This window comes from Methylobacterium sp. E-041 (genome assembly GCF_022829665.1).
GTDB lineage: Bacteria > Pseudomonadota > Alphaproteobacteria > Rhizobiales > Beijerinckiaceae > Methylobacterium.
Genome location: NZ_JAKSYQ010000131.1, coordinates 1 through 14,180 on the forward strand (window position 1 = coordinate 1; position 14,180 = coordinate 14,180).

13 protein-coding genes are annotated in these 14,180 nt (G+C 72.0%); 6 read left to right on the forward strand and 7 right to left on the reverse strand.

What is annotated here, in order from left to right; all coding sequences use genetic code 11:
• Positions 1-507: methyl-accepting chemotaxis protein (locus MKK70_RS11690; protein ID WP_243947868.1), on the forward strand; the 507-nt coding region annotated here is incomplete at its 5' end.
• Positions 508-517: 10 nt separating this feature from the next.
• On the opposite strand, the gene MKK70_RS11695 is transcribed toward MKK70_RS11690, so the two are convergent.
• Together MKK70_RS11695 and MKK70_RS11700 are read right to left on the reverse strand one after the other, a co-directional pair.
• Positions 518-1,801 carry an ArgE/DapE family deacylase gene (locus tag MKK70_RS11695; RefSeq protein WP_147843007.1) on the reverse strand — a complete coding sequence of 428 codons (1,284 nt, stop codon included), beginning with the start codon at positions 1,799-1,801 and terminating at the stop codon, positions 518-520.
• Between the two features lie 211 nt (positions 1,802-2,012).
• Positions 2,013-2,162: a hypothetical protein gene (locus MKK70_RS11700; protein ID WP_243947870.1), complete on the reverse strand. Its 150-nt coding sequence runs from the start codon at positions 2,160-2,162 to the stop codon at positions 2,013-2,015.
• Positions 2,163-2,388: 226 nt separating this feature from the next.
• Between MKK70_RS11700 and MKK70_RS11705 the strand changes: the two genes are divergently transcribed.
• Together MKK70_RS11705 and MKK70_RS11710 are read left to right on the forward strand one after the other, a co-directional pair.
• Positions 2,389-2,598, forward strand: coding sequence for a hypothetical protein (locus MKK70_RS11705; RefSeq protein ID WP_243937249.1), 210 nt, complete (start codon positions 2,389-2,391; stop codon positions 2,596-2,598).
• A 231-nt stretch (positions 2,599-2,829) separates the two neighbouring features.
• Positions 2,830-3,561: a Crp/Fnr family transcriptional regulator gene (locus tag MKK70_RS11710; RefSeq protein ID WP_147727311.1), complete on the forward strand. Its 732-nt coding sequence runs from the start codon at positions 2,830-2,832 to the stop codon at positions 3,559-3,561.
• Positions 3,562-3,794: 233 nt separating this feature from the next.
• On the opposite strand, the gene MKK70_RS11715 is transcribed toward MKK70_RS11710, so the two are convergent.
• Positions 3,795-4,913 carry a molybdopterin-dependent oxidoreductase gene (locus tag MKK70_RS11715; protein ID WP_243947877.1) on the reverse strand — a complete coding sequence of 373 codons (1,119 nt, stop codon included), beginning with the start codon at positions 4,911-4,913 and terminating at the stop codon, positions 3,795-3,797.
• A gap of 162 nt (positions 4,914-5,075) precedes the next feature.
• On the reverse strand, positions 5,076-5,597 hold the full coding sequence (locus MKK70_RS11720) for a DUF1993 family protein (RefSeq protein WP_243947878.1): 522 nt from the start codon (positions 5,595-5,597) through the stop codon (positions 5,076-5,078).
• A gap of 186 nt (positions 5,598-5,783) precedes the next feature.
• On the opposite strand from MKK70_RS11720, the gene MKK70_RS11725 reads away from it, so the two are divergent.
• A complete protein-coding gene (locus MKK70_RS11725) occupies positions 5,784-6,872 on the forward strand; it encodes a DUF2268 domain-containing putative Zn-dependent protease (protein ID WP_313899088.1) in 1,089 nt (362 codons plus the stop codon).
• A gap of 29 nt (positions 6,873-6,901) precedes the next feature.
• Here MKK70_RS11725 and MKK70_RS11730 read toward each other — a convergent pair whose 3' ends face one another.
• Positions 6,902-8,281, reverse strand: coding sequence for an HD-GYP domain-containing protein (locus MKK70_RS11730; RefSeq protein ID WP_243947880.1), 1,380 nt, complete (start codon positions 8,279-8,281; stop codon positions 6,902-6,904).
• Between the two features lie 162 nt (positions 8,282-8,443).
• A complete protein-coding gene (locus MKK70_RS11735) occupies positions 8,444-10,858 on the reverse strand; it encodes a PAS domain S-box protein (RefSeq protein ID WP_243947881.1) in 2,415 nt (804 codons plus the stop codon).
• A 272-nt stretch (positions 10,859-11,130) separates the two neighbouring features.
• On the opposite strand from MKK70_RS11735, the gene MKK70_RS11740 reads away from it, so the two are divergent.
• Both MKK70_RS11740 and MKK70_RS11745 read left to right on the forward strand, forming a co-directional pair.
• The gene (locus tag MKK70_RS11740) at positions 11,131-12,339 is read left to right on the forward strand and encodes an FIST N-terminal domain-containing protein (protein WP_243947882.1); all 1,209 of its coding nucleotides are present in this window, start codon (positions 11,131-11,133) and stop codon (positions 12,337-12,339) included.
• On the forward strand, positions 12,336-13,712 hold the full coding sequence (locus MKK70_RS11745; protein WP_243947883.1) for a hybrid sensor histidine kinase/response regulator: 1,377 nt from the start codon (positions 12,336-12,338) through the stop codon (positions 13,710-13,712). Before MKK70_RS11740 ends, MKK70_RS11745 begins: the two co-directional genes overlap by 4 nt.
• 88 nt (positions 13,713-13,800) lie before the next feature.
• Here the strand turns inward: MKK70_RS11745 and MKK70_RS11750 are convergent, their stop codons facing one another.
• Complete coding sequence (locus tag MKK70_RS11750; RefSeq protein ID WP_243947884.1) at positions 13,801-14,100, reverse strand: hypothetical protein; 300 nt, start codon at positions 14,098-14,100, stop codon at positions 13,801-13,803.
• Positions 14,101-14,180: the final 80 nt, after the last annotated feature.

The window sequence follows — 14,180 nt, forward strand, 5'->3', positions numbered from 1 at the left end:
GGCGCCGTGGTCGGGCTGATCTCGGACATCGCCGGCCAGACCAACCGGTTGGCCCGAAAGGCCACGATCGAGGCGGCCCGCGCCGGCGCGGCCGGCAAGGGTTTTGCCGTGGTGGCCTCCGAGGTGAAGGCCCTGGCCGAGCAGACCGCCAAGGCGACGAGCGAGATCTCGGGCCAGATCGCGCAGATCCAGGCCTCGAGCGGTCAGGCGGTCGCCTCGATCGGCGGGATGACCGGGCGCATCCGCGAGATCAACGCGGTGGCCACCGCGATCGCGGCGGCGGTCGAGGAGCAGGGCGCGGCGACCCAGGAGATCGTGCGCAACGTCGGCCAGGCGGCGATGGGCGCGGCCGAGGTGACCAGCAACATCACCGGCGTCGCCGGCGCCGCCGAGGAGACCGGGGCGGCCGCGACCCAGGTGCTCAGCGCGGCGTCCGAGCTGTCGCGCCAGTCCGAGCACCTCGCCGCCGAGGTCGGGCGCTTCCTCGCCACCGTGCGCGCCGCCTGACCGGGCGGGATCAGGCCGGCTCGGTCCCGCACCATTCGGCCACGAACAGCGCCATCGCCGTGGTGATGCGCCGGACCGAGGCGAGGCTGACGCGCTCGTCGAAGCCGTGGATGTTCTCGCTCCGCGGGCCGTAGCACAAGGCCGGCACCCGCTCGTAGAGGGCGTGCACCCGGGTATCGAGGTAGCAGGGCGACATGACGCTCGTGAGCGCCGTCCCGACCGCCGCGCGGTGGGCGGCGGCGAGCACGTTCTCGGCGTCCGAGCCCGGCTCCAGCACGTAGCCCTCGGCGAAGAAGCCGTCGAAGCTCACCCGCGGCGGCGTGCCCGACAGGAACGGGTCGGTGCGGGCGAAGGCGCCGACCGCCGCCTCGATCTCGGCGGCGGCGTCGGCCGCGCGGAGGCCGGGATAGAGCGCGATCCGGCAGCCGATGCGGCACCAGGCCGGCACCGAGGAGATCCAGTCGCCGCCCTCGATCCGGCCGATATTGAGGTTGATCGGGTGCTCGGCCTCGGCGAAGTGCGGCCGGCCGGCCCGGTCGGCGTTCCAGCGCGCCTCGACCGCGCGCAGGGCGCCGATCACCCGGTAGGTCGCGTCGATGGCGTTGGCGCCGGCCCCCATCTCGCGCACGTGCACCGGGCGCCCGCGCACCTCGACCGTGAACCACAGCACGCCGGTGTTGGCCCGCACCAGGGCCTCGTCCATCGGCTCGGGGATCAGCACCGCGTCGGCGCGGTAGCCGCGCAGGTGCGCCGCGAGCGCGCCGTTGCCGGTGGATTCCTCCTCGACCACCGACTGGATCGTCACGGTGGCGGCCGGCTGCAGGCCGATGCGGCGCAGGGCGTCGAGGGCAAACAGGTTGGCCGCGTGCCCCGCCTTCATGTCGGCGGCGCCGCGCCCGTACATCCAGTCGCCGGCGATCACCGGATCGAAGGGCGGGTGCGTCCACAGATCGAGCGGCCCGGGGGGCACCACGTCGACATGGGCCTGGAGGATCAGCGAGCGCCCGCGCTCGTCCCGCGGCCGGTGGATGCCGACCACCACCGGCGCCTCGGAATGCCCGGCCGCGACCTTGGCGCCGCCGGGATGGGCCTCGACCGCGGCGGCGTCGATGCCGAACCGCTCGGTGGCGTAGCCGCGCGCGCGGAAGCCGCGGAACACGAAATCCTGGATCGCGTGCTCGGCGCCGCGGGTCGAGCCGAACCGCACCAGCGCCTGGGTGTGGGCGACCTGGTCGGCGAACCCGTCCGCGACGGAAGCCGCGATGCGGGCGGCCAGGGCAGGATCGAGGCGCATGCGGGGTCCTCAGGGCTCGCGACGGCGGAACGCCGCGAGCCTACCGCGCCCGCGCGCGCCGGCCTAGGCGAAGGCCGGCGCGGCATGCCTTCGCGCAGCGGTCGCCGGCGAGACGACCGGAAGCCCTGGGCCGGATCGCACGCGTCGCCCCATCGAATGCGGAACGCGATCGGGACATCGCCTCGTTCCGACGCCGCGATTCGCCCCGAGGTCACCCGACCTCGTCGCCTCGGAGATCTTGCGGTTCGCGCGCAGGCCGGCTGCGCTGGGCGATCGCCTTGCCGACCGTGAACAGGAGCATCCGACTCATCGTCTTCATCTCGTGCGTGCCGTGCTCGTCGATGACGGCATGCGCGGCCATGACCGCGTCGGCGACCGCTTTCAGATCAGGCGTGTGATCCACAAGCATTTCCTTCCTGCACGGGAAGATAAAATGTAAAATTTTTACAGAGCTGTGCCGTTCTCTATTTTTGTACATTATTTACGATTTTACTACCCCCTCTGCAATGCTAAGATGCATTCCTGTCGAGCTAGAGACGGATACACGAGGGAATAGGATGGATATGCCGACACCTAAGGGGACCGACATGGCCCCTGAAGTCAGCGGTTCCGAGACGCTCGCTCAGCTCGCGCTGATGCTCGGCTGCTCCCCAGACTCATTCTTCGAGCAGTCCAACGCCGGCTACCCGAAGGATGCCTCGCTGCTCATCCAGACTTGGCTGGCGATCAAATCGCCGAAAGGGCGCGACGCGGTGTTCGCGTTCGCCCGCGAAATGCTGCGGGCGGAGAAGCAGTAAGATCACGCGGATTGCTCGGCACCCCTCCCTTGGATGGAGAATCGGATCACGCTCGATAAGTAAAAATATGACGATTTATCCGGGAATTCCACCTGATTAATGTCCATGGTACGGCTTGGAGCGATTGCTGATCTATGTATCGCGCACCATGTATTCTCGGTGGTCGGCTCGTTTCAGGGCGCTGACGATTGAGGGACAGCGTGTGCTCTTGCCCGCAACGCGAGAGCACACGTGGCAGATCTCCAGCAGGCCGCCCTGCGCAACCGCCTCCTGCGCGCGCTGCCTCCGGAGGACTTCGCCGCCCTGGCGCCTGCGCTGCGTCCCGAGGCGATCCCGCTCCGGCGCGTGCTCATCTCGGCCAACACGCAGATCACGAGCGTCCACTTCGTGGAGGCGGGCATTGTCTCCGTCACCTCCGATGCGCCCAGCGGCCGCATCGAGATCGGGCTGCTCGGCCGCGAAGGCTTGGTCGGGGCCGCCCCGGTCCTGCTCGACGACGACCGCAGCCCGTTCACCCACTTCGTGCAGGCGGCCGGGCACGTCTTGACGGTCGATGTGCCCGACCTGCGCGCCGAAGTGGAGCGACGCCCCGCCCTACGGAGCCTCCTGCACCGATACATCCAGACCCAAACCATCCAGACCGCGCAGACCGCGTTCGCGAACGCCCGCGGCGGTACGCCGACCCGCCTCGCCCGTTGGCTGCTGATGTGCCACGATCGCGGCGAGGGCGACGACATCACGGTCACGCAGGAGTTCATGTCGCTGATGCTGGGCGTCGAACGGCCCGGCGTGACGATGGCGATGAAGGTTCTCGAGAAGGACGGCCTCGTCGGCAAGCGCCGGGGCCACGTCCAGATCATCGACCGCGAGCGTCTGCTCGATGTGGCGGGGGACGGCTACGGCTTGGCCGAGACCGAGTACGCCCGGCTGATCGAGGGAAGCGACGCTCCGGAGGCGCGGTAGTCCGCGCCACGACCGCGTCACGGGTCGGGCCGACACCGAGCCGCGGAGGGGACTTGCCGCCGGTGGATGCCCGTGGGGCGGACGCCTCGGGAGCGGCCGTCGCGCGCCCGCCGGCTCGCGACCCGCCTCATGCCAAGCCTCGCCGAGCGTGACGCATCGAGCCTTGGCCCCCGCGACTGCGGGGCGGCGGTCGTCCGCCGGACCTCATGGGTCCTGACCTATGAGACCCGGTATCAGTCGTGCGCCGCGGGGATCGCGCCATCGATGCGCGCTGCGGTGACGCTCACCCGCACGCGGTGCCAGCAGGCGCAGAGGTAGCCCTTGTGGTTCCAGGTGTCGTCCGGCAGCGCCGGCTGCGTCTGGCCGGCGGCGTCCCAGGCGCGGACCGCGAGCTCGTGCTCGCCCGGCGGCAGATCGAGCTCCACCGCCCAGAACGTCCAGGCGAACGGCGCGCCGGCCGCGTGCTCCAGGTCGGCCTGCCGCCAGGACCGGCCGCCGTTGCCGGAGACGTCGACGCGCACGATGGCCCGGTCGCCGCTCACCGCGTAGCCGCGAACCCTGGTGCGACCGGCGCGGAGGGCGGCGCCGCGCTCCGGCTCGCAGATCGCGGCGTTCAGCGGCATCGTGTCGATGGTGTGCCCCCGGGCCGGGTCCGCCGTCTCGGCGCCGACATCGGGCGGGTACAGCTTGTAATCCTCGGCCTGGATCGGGTTGTCGGACGGGCGATCCTGCACGGCGAGGCGCCGGAGCCATTTGGGGCTGCGCACGCCGGCGAATCCCGGCACCACCGCGCGGACCGGGAAGCCGTGCTCGGGCAGCAGGGCTTCCCCGTTCATGGCGTAGGCGAGCAGGGTCTCGGGCGCCATCGCCTTGGCGAGCGGGATCGAGGCGCCGTACGGGCGGCCGTCCACCCGGTCGTGGCTCTCGAAGGCCACGTGGAGATCGGCGCCCTCGGTGACGCCCGCCGCGCGCAGGAGGTCGCCGAGGCGCACGCCCGTCCACGCGGCCGTGCCGATCGCCCCGGCATCCCACGGGTCGCCCGAGACCGGGGCGACCGCCCGCATGTCGGCGCGCCGGTTGCCGGCGCACTGCAGCGTCGCCGTGACCGTGACCTCCGGGAAGCGGGTCCGCAGGTCGTGCAGCGAAAGCGCCCGCGCGGCACCGTCTCCGCCCTCGACGGCGAGGCGCCAGGTGTCGGGGTCGAGGTCCGGCAGGTCGCCGTGCGAGCGGACGTAGAAGTCCTCCGCCGGGGTCCGGTAGGCGGCCCGCAACCGGGCGAGCGGCGGCTCGGCGTTGTAGGGCCGATCGCCGTGGACGATCAGGCGCGCCTTTCGCTCGGCCAGGCTCGACATCGGGGCTCCCGTTCGGATGCGGACACGGGCCGTGAACGCGCCGGCGGCGCGAAGGCTCACGCGCCGCCCCGAAACGGCCCGGGCGACATCGTCACAGGCGTTGGCGCGCTCCCGCGCTTCCCCGCTCCCGGGGATCGGGTCCGGGCCGGGGAGCCCGCGCGGCTACGTCGCGGCGTGGAGGGTCGGCGGCCCGAGATGCTGCAGGAAATCCGGCTTGCCGAGGCTCACCCCGGCGGCCCGCAGGATGCCGTAGGCCGTGGTGACGTGGAAGAAGAAGTTCGGAAGCGCGAAGCCGGTGAGGTAGCCCTGCCCGCTGAAGCGGTATCCCATGCCGTTCGGGAACGTCAGCTCCACCGCGCGCTCCGCACCGAGGGCCAGAGCCGCCGGATCGACGCCCTCGACGAAGGCGATCGTCCGGGCGCAGCGCGCCTTGAGCTCGGCGAAGCTCGCCTCGACGTCGGGCATCGCGGGCGCCGCGATCCCGGCGAGCCGGGCCACCGCGTTCTTCGCGCTGTCGGACGCCATCTGATACTGGGCCGGCAACGGCTTCATGTCCGGAGCCAGCCGCCGGCCGAGCAGGTCGGCCTCCGGCTTCTCCGCCGCCGCCTTGTCGAGCCACGCGCTCATGTTGGCAAGCGCGTGGACGAAGACCGGGACGCTGACGTCGTGGATGCTGATGCTCATCCGGCCTAGCTTAGGCGGCGGCCCGGGACGACGCGGTGACGGGGCGCACACCGCGCGCGGGCGCGCCGGGCGACGGGGCCGCACGGCCGGCGGGTCGCGTCGGGACCGTGCGGTCCGGGCGCCGGCCTGGGCTGCCGGTCGAAGGGCGGTTCGTGGCGACGCGATCGGCAGCGCCTGCCCGGCGCGGTGATTCCGGAGACCGGCACGACGGGACAGGCGGTGCGCCCCGGCCTGTTCTCCCTCACCCTCGACCCCGGCAACCCCAACTTCGCCCGCGCGCTGCGTGACGGGGATCTGCGCCGGACCGTCGCGCACGAGGCGCACCACGGCATGCGCATGGCCGGGCCCGGCTACGGCTGGACGCTGGGCGAGGCCCTCGTGAGCGAGGGCTTGGCGGGGCGGTTCGTCGGCCGCCTGTTCGATTCGCCGCCCGAGCCGTGGGAATGCGCCGTGACCGACGCGGAACTCGCGGCCAACCTGCCCGACGACGCGACGCTCGCGGGCGCCGGGCACGACCACCGCGCCTGGTTCTTCGGGGCAGGACGGTATCCGCGCTGGCTCGGCTACACCCTCGGCTACCGGATCGTGGGCGACTGGCTCGAAGCGGGCGCCGACACCGGCGGTGGCGCATGGGTCGACATCCCCGCGCCCGACGTCATCGCGGCGGCGCGCGGGCGCACGCTGCCGAACCTCCGACCGCCGGCCCGGGCCGCCTCCCAGCCCCGAGGCGGAATGGCCAAGCCGCTCGATGACGGCGGCTTCCGACACCGGCGGATGCTTGTCCGCACGGCCGGCACGGGCCGAGATCGGCCGGTCCGCTCTGCGACCGGATCGGATGGAAAGCGGCCCCTGGCGTTTTCCCCGGAAGCAGACGTCCGGAGTCGGACCCGACCATGCCCTCGACGCCGACGTCGGTGGTTTTCGAAAGCCGACGAAGGCGGCGTTCCGGACGGTCAGCGCGATCGAAGACTTGCACTCCTAGAAGTTGTACTTCCGGTTGCATCAAATGCGATCGACTTTGCTATCACCCTGTCCTGCCGGATGCTGCATGATGAACTCACAGGGCGGAGGACAGGTTTTTCAGTCGACGCCTTCAGCGCAAGCCAACATCAGAAAGCTCAGATCATGCTGACCCGCGGCCTCAATTGGCTTTTCCTCCGGGCCTTGGGTTCGCCCGCCTGCGGTTGGGTGGTGCGCACGCTCATCGTCTCGGCGTCGGGAGACGCGTCACCTCGTGCCGACGGCAGGGCCTCCAAGATGATCCTGATCCGGTAGTCGGAGGGTTCACCGAGAGGCGGCTCGGCTCAAGCCGCCCGCGCAAGATCGCCCTCGATCGAGGCGAGCGCACGCTCCAGCGCCGCGAAGCAGATCGGGTCGAACGCAGTGCCGAGATCCGCGCGCATGATGCCGAGCGCCTTCTCGATCGACATGGCCGCCCGGTAGGGCCGGTCGGCTGTCAGCGCGTCGAACACGTCGGCGACCGAGACGATGCGGGTCTCGGGCTCGATCGCGTCGCCGCTCAAGCCGCGCGGATAGCCCTTCCCGTCCAGCCGTTCGTGGTGTCCGCCACCGATGCGGGCCATCTCATGGAACACGGCCGCGCGGGTCAGGATGGTCTCGGAGAGGGACGCGTGATTGCGCATGTCCCGCCACTCCGCGTCATCCAGCTTGCCGTTCTTGTCGAGGATCGCGTTCGAGACCCCGAGCTTGCCGACGTCGTGAAGCAGCGCAGCCCGCTTCAGCCAGCGGCGGCGCTCCGACGTGTAGCCAAGCTCGGCCGCGATCATGTCGGCGTAGACGGCAACCCGCTCCGAATGGCCGGAGGTGAACGGGCTCTTGGCGTCGATGATCTGCGCGAAGGCACGGGCGATGTCGTCGAGGTAGTCCTCATCAACGACGATCGGGCTGACCGGTGCCAACGCGAACACCGCCTCCTCGACCTCATCCGAGGCCAGGGTATCCCAGAAGCCGGGCTCGGATGCGGCCGCTTCGAAGCAGGCGACGATCTGAGGATCGAACCATGTGCCCGAGCGCGCCCGCACCTCGGCCATCGCGGCCGCGGGGCCGGCTGCGGTGTGGAACACGTCCACGACCTGAGCGAGCAACGCCATCCGTGCGTAGAGCGGGATCCCCGGGCCGACCAGGCGGTCCGGTCTGCCGCCGCCGTTCCAGTGCTCGTCCAGCGCGTGGATGGCCTCGCAAACGCTCGCGGGGAAGCGAAGCTGCCGGGCGATCTGGGCACCGCGCTGGCAGCGGGTTTGGATCAGTTCGTCGGTGATCGCTCCGCCGTTCTGCAGGATGTTGAGCACGGCACGGAAGCGTTCGGCGAGGCCGGCCTTGAGGCCGGTATGAGAGAAGACGAAGCCGAGCACCTTCGGCAGGCTGTCGCTCACCGTCTTGAAGTCGCGTTTGAAGCTGAGATCGTCGGACAGATAGAGCTCGCAGATGCGCGCGGCGTTGCTGGAGCACCCGAGATCCTTCAGCATCACCGTGTGGTAGAGTTCCCAGAGCTGCAAGTCCGGGAGGCCCATCTCGCGGCCGATGTGGAAGCCGATCCAGGTCGCGCGCACGCAATGCCCGACGGGCTGACCTTCCGTCAGGTCGAGGGCGTGGCTCAAGGCACCCAGCACTTCCGACAGCTGGATCGTCCTGGCTTCCTCGTCGCCGCCTGATACAATCCGCATCGTTCTCGTCCGGCCTCTTGGCTTATCGGTCTCGATAGGCGGCAAGACTGCCTCAAGAACCTGATCAAAGCGTTGCGTTGCCTTGCGCGCGCCGATCCGCCCCGAGCGGACCTTTCCAGCGTCCGCAAAGGGTCGCAGCCCCTCGGATCGCCGGCAGAGCCCCTACCGCCCGGCGATCAGCGCCTTGAGGCGGGTGGCGAGGGCGTCCATCGGGAAGGGCTTGGTCAGAACCTCCATGCCGGGGTCGAGGTGGCCGTGGCCGAGGATCGCGGTCTCGGCGTAGCCGGTGATGAACAGCACCTTGAGGTCGGGCCGGCCGACGCGGGCCGCGTCCGCCATCTGGCGGCCGTTCATGCCGCCGGGCAGGCCGACGTCGGTGACGAGCAGGTCGATGCGCATGTCCGACTGCAGCACCGCCAGGCCGGCGACGCCGTCGGCCGCCTCGATCGCGGTGTAGCCGAGATCCTCCAGCACCTCGGTGACCAGCATGCGCACCGAGGGCTCGTCGTCGACGATCAGCACCGTCTCGCCCTGCTCGGCCCGGGCGGCCTCGGCGGGGACGGGCGCCCCGTCGTCGCCGTCGGCCTCGCCGTGGTGGCGCGGCATGTACAGGCAGACGGCGGTGCCCCGGCCGGGCTCGGACCGGATCCGCACCTGCCCGCCCGATTGCCGGGCGAAGCCGTGGATCATCGACAGGCCGAGGCCCGTCCCCTGGCCCATCGGCTTCGTGGTGAAGAACGGCTCGAACACCCGGGCCACCACCTCGGGCGGCATGCCGGTGCCGGTGTCGGTCACGCACACCGCGAGATACTCGCCCTCGGGGATGTCGTGCGCGGCCGCGGCCGCCCGGTCCAGCCGGGAGTTGGCGGTCTCGATGGCGATGCGGCCGCCGTTCGGCATCGCGTCGCGGGCGTTGATGCAGAGGTTCAGCAGCGCGTTCTCGAGCTGGCCCGGATCGATCAGCGCCGGCCACAGGTCCGCCGCGCCGACCCGCTCCAGCGCGATCTCGGGGCCGATGGTCCGGCGGATCAGCTCCTCCATCCCGCCGATCAGCCCGTTCACGTCGGTCGGCTTCGGCGTCAGCGTCTGCCGGCGCGAGAAGGCGAGCAGGCGGTGGGTCAGCGCGGCCGCGCGGCGGGCCGCCCCCTGCGCCACGCCCATGTAGCGCTCGAGGTCGTCGAACCGGCCCTGGCCGATCCGGCTCTGCATCAGCTCCATCGCGCCGGAGATGCCGGCCAGCAGGTTGTTGAAGTCGTGCGCCAGGCCGCCGGTGAGCTGGCCCACCGCCTCCATCTTCTGCGATTGCCGCAAGGCCGCCTCGGTCTGCATCAGCTCGGCCGTCCGCTCGGCGACGCGCTGCTCCAAGGTCTCGTTGAGGGCGCGCAGCGCCGCCGCCGCCCGGTCGCGCTCCGCCTGCACGGCGCGGCGCTCCTCGACGTCGATCAGAACGCCGGGGAAGCTCGACGGGGTGCCGTCCTCGGCCCACTCGACCCGGCCGTTGGCCTCGATCCAGTAGTAGCGCCCGTCCGTCCGGCGCACGCGGTACTGGTGCGCGTAGGCGCCGCCCTTCCGGATCGCCGCGTCGATCGCCGCGGCCAGGCCGACCTGGTCGTCGGGGTGGACGGTGGCGACGATCTGGGCGAGCGGGATGCCGGTGCGGCCGAGCGCCGGGTCGAGGCCGAAGCTGCGGGCGAAGGCCTCGTCGACGGTGAACCGGTCGGTCGGCAGGTCCCAGTGCCAGGTCCCGATGATCGCGCCGGCCTCGAGGGCGAGCTGCACCCGCTCGGCATTCTCGCGCGCCAGGGTCTCGCTGACGCGCAGGCGCTCCTCCGCGCACTTGCGCTCGGTGACGTCGTTGAAGAAGATCGCGATCTGCCGCTCGGCCGGATCCCCGACCCGCACGGCGCGCACGTCGAACCAGCGCGCGAACGCCTCCGCATAGCTCTCGAACGTCGCCGGCTCCCCGGTCCAGGCGACGCGGCCGTAGGTCTCGAACCAGAACCGCTCCAGGTCGGGCGCGAACTCGGTGACCCACTTGCCGCGCAGGTTCACCCCGGCCTGGCGCTCGAAGGCCGGGTTCGCCTCGATGAAGCGGTAATCGACCGGGCGCTCGCCCTCGAACCGCACCTCGACGATGGCGAAGGCGGTCTCGATGGTCTCCAGGAGCGTGCTGAAGCGGTCCTGCGTCGCGCGCAGGCGCTCGCCGGCCTCGTGCTGCTGGGTGCGGTCGCGGACGATCTTGACGTAGCCCTGGTGGACGCCGTCCTCGTCGCGCAGCGGCATCAGCGCGCCGGAGGCCCAGAACCGGCTGCCGTCCCGGCGCAGGTGCCAGCGCTCGTCGCTCGCCTGGCCCTCGGCGAGGGCGGCGCGCATCTCCCGCTCGACGCAGCCCGCGGCCCGGTCCTCCGCGGTGAAGATGCGCGCCGACGACCCGCCGACGACCGCCTCGCGGGGCCAGCCGAAGATGGTCTCCGCCCCCGCGTTCCACTCCGTCACCGCCCCCTCCGGGTCGGTGACGATGACGGCGAAGTCGATGGCGCTCTCGATGACGTTCTGAAGGCGGTGGCGTCCGGGCATGGCCCCGGTTTAGCCGCATCCGCCGCGCGATTTATGTAGCCGCCCGGCCACGCCGACGCGTCGGTTGCGGAGCGACCCTTTTGTGGGTCGGCCGTTCCGATGCCGCGAGATCCGCATGCCCGCGTCGGCCCGCGCGGATTCCGGCCGCGCCGGGCGCGATTCCGCCACCGGTTGCACGTTTCGGTTGCCCGCCACATACTCGCGCGTGCCGCCTGCGGACCAACCCGGGGGCCGACGGCGATCGGGGGCGGGGCGTGGCACAGGGAACGCAGATGCGCACGCATCTGTGCGGCATCAGGACGGCGTGGACGGAGCGCGGCTCCGCCGGGGAGGCCGTCGCCGAGATCGCGCGGGCGGTCGGCGCCGACGCGGCCCAGCTCCTGGTGTTCTTCTCCCCCGACTACGACCCCGAAAACCTGAGCCGGCGGCTGGCCGAGGCGTTTCCGCGGGCCGAGATTTCCGGCTGCACCATGTCGGGCGGGATCGCCCCGGCCGGCGGGCTCGACCGCGGCCTGGTGGCGATCGCGTTCCCGGCGCACGGCTTCCGCATCGTCTCGACGGTGCTCGACGCGATCGACCACCTCGACGTCGAGCGCACCGCGGGCGCGGTGCGGGCGCTGCGCCGCCGGCTCGAGCCGCACGGGCCCGACCACGCCCAGCCGACCCGCTGCTTCGCGCTCTCGCTGATCGACGGGCTCGCCAACGCCGAGGAGACCGTGGTCTCGGCCATCGCCTGGGCGCTGGAGGGCATCCCGCTGGTCGGCGGCTCGGCCGGCGACGACCTCACCTTCCGCGACGCGGTGCTGCTGCACGGCGGCGCGATCCACCGCAACGCCGCCGTGCTGCTCCTCGTCGAGAGCGACTTTCCGGTGCAGATCTTCAAGAGCGACAACTTCGAGCCGACCGACGTGAAGTTCGTGGTGACCGCCTCGGACGGCGAGTCGCGCACCGTCTACGAGCTCAACGCCGAGCCGGCCGCGCGCGAATACGCCATGGCGGTGGGGCTCGACCCCGAGCGGCTGACGCCGATGAGCTTCGCCGCCTACCCGCTCGCGGTGAAGGTCGGCGGCGAATACTTCTGCCGCTCGATCCGGCGGCTCAACGCCGACGGCTCCCTCAGCTTCTTCTGCGCCATCGACGAGGGCGTGGTGCTGACGCTGGCCGAGCCGCGCGACATCGTCGCCTCGACCCGGGCGGAGCTCGCCCGGCTCGACCGGGCGCTCGGCGGCGTCGACCTGATCATCGGCTTCGAATGCGTGCTGCGCCGGCTCGACGCCGAGAGCCGGCAGGTGCGCCAGGGCATCGCCGACCTCTACCGGCGCTACGACATGGTCGGCTTCGAGACCTACGGCGAGCAGTACCGGGCGATGCACCTCAACCAGACGTTGACCGGCATCGCCATCGGCAAAAGGCCCGCGGACGAGAGGCTTGCGAGCGAAGGGCCTGCGGAGGCGACGCCCGCCCCGCCGGCGCTCCCGTGACCCTGCACGACGCCGGTCTGGAGGGCGAGGCGTCCCTGCGCCGGCGCATCGCCAAGCTCGAGCGGATCAACGCCGCGCTGATGGCGCATGTGGAGCGCAGCACCGACCAGCGCGGCGGCGCCTATGCTTTGTTCCAGACCGCGATCACCCTGGAGGGCCGCGTCCGCACCCGCACCGAGGAGCTGACGGCGCTGATGCACCGCCTCGAGCGCTCGAACGAGGCGCTGGTGGCGGCCAAGGAGGAGGCCGAGACCGCCAACCGCTCCAAGACCCGGTTCCTGGCCGCCGCCAGCCACGACCTGCTGCAGCCGCTGAACGCCGCCCGCCTCTCGATCTCGGCGCTCGCCGACCTGCCGCTCGGGCCCGAGGCGAGCCTGATCGGCGCCCAGGTCGAGCGCGGCCTGCAGACGATCGAGGACCTGATCAAGACCCTGCTCGACATCTCCAAGCTCGATGCCGGCATCGTCCACCCGCAGGTGCGGCCCGTGCCGCTGCCCGACCTGCTGGCGGGGCTGGCGGCGAGCTTCGCGCCGTTCGCCGCGCGCAGGGGCCTGCGCCTGGTGGTGCGCAGCCCGGAGCTGGCGGTGTCGAGCGACGGCATCCTGCTGCGGCGCATCCTGCAGAACCTGCTCTCCAACGCGATCCGCTACACCGCGTCCGGCGGCGTCGCCCTGGTCGCGCGCCGCCGCGCCGGCACGGTCCGGGTCGACGTGATCGATACCGGCTGCGGCATCGCCGCCGACGAGCACGCGCTGGTGTTCGACGAGTTCTACCGCGGCAGCGCGAACGGCGCCGGGACGCCGCCGCGCGCCGCCGAGGGCGACGGGCCGGGCCTCGGCCTCGGGCTCTCGATCGTGCGGCGCCTGGCGCTGGCGCTCGACCACCCGCTGGCGCTGGACTCCCGCCCGGGGCGCGGCACGCGGGTGTCGCTCACCCTGCCCCCGAGCGCCGTGCCGGCCGCGTCCGAGCCCGCGGCGCGGCCCGGGCCGGTGGCGACGCGGCTCTCGGGCGCCCGCGTCGTCGTGGTCGAGAACGACGGCGCCACCGCCGACGCGCTCGAGCGGCTGCTCGGGAACTGGGATGCGCGCGTCGCCACCTTCCGCGATCCCGCCGGCGTCGCGGCCGCCCTGCGTGCGGGCGCGCTCGCGCCCGACATCCTGATCCTCGACTACCACCTCGACGACGGCGCCCGCGGGCTCGACGTCGCCGCCCTGCTCCGGGAAGGGCGCACCGCGCCGCTGCCTGTCATCGTCACCACCGCCGACCACGCCCCCGAGATCGCGGCCGAGGCGGCGGCCCTCGGCGCCGAGCTGGTGCACAAGCCGATCAAGCCGGCGCAGCTGCGCGCGCTGCTGACCTCCATGCTGACGTGAGGACGGGCGAGCCGGCGCCGCATCGTCGTCGCGAGACCGCGTGTCGGCCCGACGGTCCCGCCCCTCGGAGGGCCCGCAGCCCTCGGCCTCAATGCGCCGGCGCGATCGCGGCCGCGGCGGGCGCGTGCTTCTTCCGCTTGCGCTTGCGCACCGTCACGACCGCGTCGGCCTCCTCGTCGGCGCCGCGCTCGGACAGGGCGAAGCCGTGCAGGTCCGCCGACGCGTCCGCGGCCGGGGCCTCGGCAAGGGCGTAGAACGCGGCGCGGACGATCTCCTTCTTGCTCGCCTCCGGGTGCTTCTCCCGGATGGCCGCGCGGATCGCCTTCGGCGTCATCCCGGGCGTGACGACGCTGCGCATCGTCGCCGCGATCTCCTGCATCGATGCCATGGGTTCGTTCCTTCATGCGACGGGCCGCCCGCGCTCCGGCTCCGGCTTAACCCAAGTTACATTTCGATGACACGGCCACA

Coding starts and splice junctions, on each gene's coding strand:
- MKK70_RS11740 (WP_243947882.1), top strand. CDS start 11,131: ATGCGCACGCATCTGTGCGGCATCAGGACGGCGTGGACGGAGCGCGGC.
- MKK70_RS11695 (WP_147843007.1), bottom strand. CDS start 1,801: ATGCGCCTCGATCCTGCCCTGGCCGCCCGCATCGCGGCTTCCGTCGCG.
- MKK70_RS11700 (WP_243947870.1), bottom strand. CDS start 2,162: ATGGCCGCGCATGCCGTCATCGACGAGCACGGCACGCACGAGATGAAG.
- MKK70_RS11750 (WP_243947884.1), bottom strand. CDS start 14,100: ATGGCATCGATGCAGGAGATCGCGGCGACGATGCGCAGCGTCGTCACG.
- MKK70_RS11720 (WP_243947878.1), bottom strand. CDS start 5,597: ATGAGCATCAGCATCCACGACGTCAGCGTCCCGGTCTTCGTCCACGCG.
- MKK70_RS11735 (WP_243947881.1), bottom strand. CDS start 10,858: ATGCCCGGACGCCACCGCCTTCAGAACGTCATCGAGAGCGCCATCGAC.
- MKK70_RS11705 (WP_243937249.1), top strand. CDS start 2,389: ATGGCCCCTGAAGTCAGCGGTTCCGAGACGCTCGCTCAGCTCGCGCTG.
- MKK70_RS11730 (WP_243947880.1), bottom strand. CDS start 8,281: ATGCGGATTGTATCAGGCGGCGACGAGGAAGCCAGGACGATCCAGCTG.
- MKK70_RS11715 (WP_243947877.1), bottom strand. CDS start 4,913: ATGTCGAGCCTGGCCGAGCGAAAGGCGCGCCTGATCGTCCACGGCGAT.